Below are 2,463 nucleotides of genomic sequence, written 5' to 3'. Positions count from 1 at the left end.
CCCATCATCTTCGCCGAGTAGCGCAAATGAGCAAGGGGAGAAGTTGAAGTCTGTTTGAGCGTAGTGTTTACTTCAACGCCCTTGTGAGTGCGCAACGGAGGATCTAAGAAGATGCAGGGCGAGCTTTCTTTTTGCTTCGTTTTTCTTTGCTCGTCAAAGAAAAATGACGTCGCCGTCAAGGCGAAACCTTGACCAACAGCGCAATACAAAACTAAATATTTAAAAATCAAATAAATAGCTATCAGGCGCAGCCGAACACCACGCCCCTCCACCACTACACCTTAAGCTCCAATACCCGCGAACTAAGTTCTTTCGAGGCTACTTACATCTTGACCACAGTTATTGGTGCAACGGCCGATGCAAGGGCTATGGGGCGGCCTATATTGTTTTCCAGAGATCACCCCAGAAGACAGCATTAGCCAATGGTTAGAACAGCAGCAGCTAAGTTACGATGCTATTTACGAGCTAGCACCACTGCGCCATACCTTTAGCCACTATCATTTAGATATTCAACCCTCGTTAATTGAACTCAGCGAAGCGCCTAACTCGACAGTGAGAGAGAATCAGCAAGAGCTTTGGTACAACCTGCAAAACGCCCCCAAAGTAGGCCTAGCTGCAGTCACCGAGAAGTTGCTGAAAGTCGCCCAGAAAGCGCCTTAAGTGGAGACTAGCGGCAAAGCCAACCGCAAACACAGAACAGCTTCACCACACCTAACCTAAGCCAATGAACACATTGGCTTTTTTAGTTATTTGAAAAAACTGCACCAAGCCTTAGCGCGCTAAATCTGCTCTAGATTTGTTTTTTGTTAATAAGCGCTATACCACTTCTGCATTTACTGGTAAGTTATTACCATTATTGAATAAAACCCACGTGCTAACTCATATTAACGCTTGCAAGACTGGGCTTAATGAAAAGCACTGAAATATGCGGTTATATGCTCAAGGTCGAGTATGAGTTGTAGATATTTAACACTTCCAGCAGCTGAGTCATCCTTCAATAGAGGTAAGGCTGTAGCATCCTTCAGGGACGATTTACCCATGGATCTGCCCAATGTATTCGTTGGGTGTCATGTTCTTAAAGCGCATCTTGCCTCTGCTACTACATGGCTTGGACGGTTTTTCCGCTCATGCCTCGCAACAAAGCCACCACACATGCTGGCGTTAGCATTCAAAAAGGAAATTTAATGTCAAATCAGACAGAAATATGTTTTTGCAAATCCTGCAAGGAAAGGACTTCTCACATTTTAGTATTAGTCAGAAAACCAAGTCCTTTTGAAAACACTAAGCACCGTAAAAGAAAGGAATTTATTGCCGGTATTATTAAAGGGTGGTTTCTTGGTCCTTTTATCGCCTCAGCAGATGAGTTTTCTAGGCACCTTATATGTGAAAAATGCGGAACGAAAACAATCGAAGATTAGTGAGCCTTTTAGCATAAAAAAGTGGCAGGTATGCTCAAGCCTTACCAATATTGCTAATTAGTAGCAGGTAATACATCTAGGATAAATATGTGATGCGTAAGCAATGCCCCTGGTGCAGTGAAGCTATAGGCTTGAACCAACTTGGTCGTCGACCCGCTCTTCCCAAACCTAAATGGTTTCAATTTTCGCGAAACGTTCTCGTATGCCCCTATTGTGCAGGCGCAGTTAAGCTGGGTGGTCAATCCAAGTGGTTTTTATTGCTGCTATTACCCTCGTTCATTTCGCTACTTAGCGAACTCATTACCGGCCACGCCCTTCTCGATAGTGAAAACCTGCGCTGGGTGGGGTGGGCTCTTTTTGCCGCAGGTTTTAGCGGCGCTTACCTCTTTGGTCAGTTTGAAAAAGTTGAAAACCTATAACATAGCCAAGTTAAGGAGCTGTTTTGTTTATTGTTTCTCTAAACTACATTAAGCCACTAGAAGAAGTTGATGGCTTTATCTCTGAGCATGTTGCATTCCTTGATGAGCAATACCGCTTAGGTCATTTTCTACTTTCTGGCCGCAAACAACCACGTAGCGGCGGGGTCATTTTGGCAAGCGTAAAAGACAGAGTGAAATTAGAGCAAATACTGGCCCAAGATCCCTTTCAGCGCGAAAAGCTGGCCAGCTACGAAGTGACTGAATTTCTGCCTACAAAATCTTCTGATGCTTTGGCTTTTTTAATCGAAACCTAACAACATATAAGTATATGTTAGGAAATTAAGCGCAAACCTACCCAGCCGCGAGAACAACAACTAGCTGCGATAAAGAATGCTGAGTGCTGCGTTAGCCATCCCTTTGTGGGTTTCGCTCTGATTGGACAATAACAACATAGCAAGGCTTGGCTTAACTAGCTGGTCAGGTAAACCCGGCATCATGTTATTAACCTTTAAGTGGCAATTTCAGCAATAGGCTGGGTTAAGAAAAGCACCTTACAACAATGGCCAATATAATAATTGGGTCAAATAAGTGTGTTAGGTTCGCAGTGCTTAAAACAAAAGCCACAA

5 protein-coding genes are annotated in these 2,463 nt (G+C 43.8%); 4 read left to right on the top strand and 1 reads right to left on the bottom strand.

Features of this window, described 5'->3' with window-relative positions; genetic code table 11:
• A partial coding sequence (locus tag ACQY6Q_RS03865; RefSeq protein WP_427978083.1) for a hypothetical protein occupies positions 1–272 on the bottom strand: 272 nt, incomplete at its 3' end.
• A gap of 73 nt (positions 273–345) precedes the next feature.
• Between ACQY6Q_RS03865 and ACQY6Q_RS03860 the strand changes: the two genes are divergently transcribed.
• From ACQY6Q_RS03860 to ACQY6Q_RS03845, 4 genes are all read left to right on the top strand, one after another.
• On the top strand, positions 346–660 hold the full coding sequence (locus ACQY6Q_RS03860) for an NUDIX domain-containing protein (RefSeq protein ID WP_427978081.1): 315 nt from the start codon (positions 346–348) through the stop codon (positions 658–660).
• A 524-nt stretch (positions 661–1,184) separates the two neighbouring features.
• Complete coding sequence (locus ACQY6Q_RS03855; protein WP_083481676.1) at positions 1,185–1,418, top strand: hypothetical protein; 234 nt, start codon at positions 1,185–1,187, stop codon at positions 1,416–1,418.
• Between the two features lie 89 nt (positions 1,419–1,507).
• Positions 1,508–1,837: a hypothetical protein gene (locus tag ACQY6Q_RS03850; protein WP_427978078.1), complete on the top strand. Its 330-nt coding sequence runs from the start codon at positions 1,508–1,510 to the stop codon at positions 1,835–1,837.
• Positions 1,838–1,860: 23 nt separating this feature from the next.
• Complete coding sequence (locus ACQY6Q_RS03845) at positions 1,861–2,151, top strand: YciI family protein (protein ID WP_055734355.1); 291 nt, start codon at positions 1,861–1,863, stop codon at positions 2,149–2,151.
• The last annotated feature ends 312 nt before the right edge of the window (positions 2,152–2,463 follow it).

It is taken from the genome of Agarivorans sp. (assembly GCF_050295395.1).
Classification (GTDB): domain Bacteria; phylum Pseudomonadota; class Gammaproteobacteria; order Enterobacterales; family Celerinatantimonadaceae; genus Agarivorans.
This window is presented reverse-complemented; position numbering and strand designations above follow the sequence as displayed.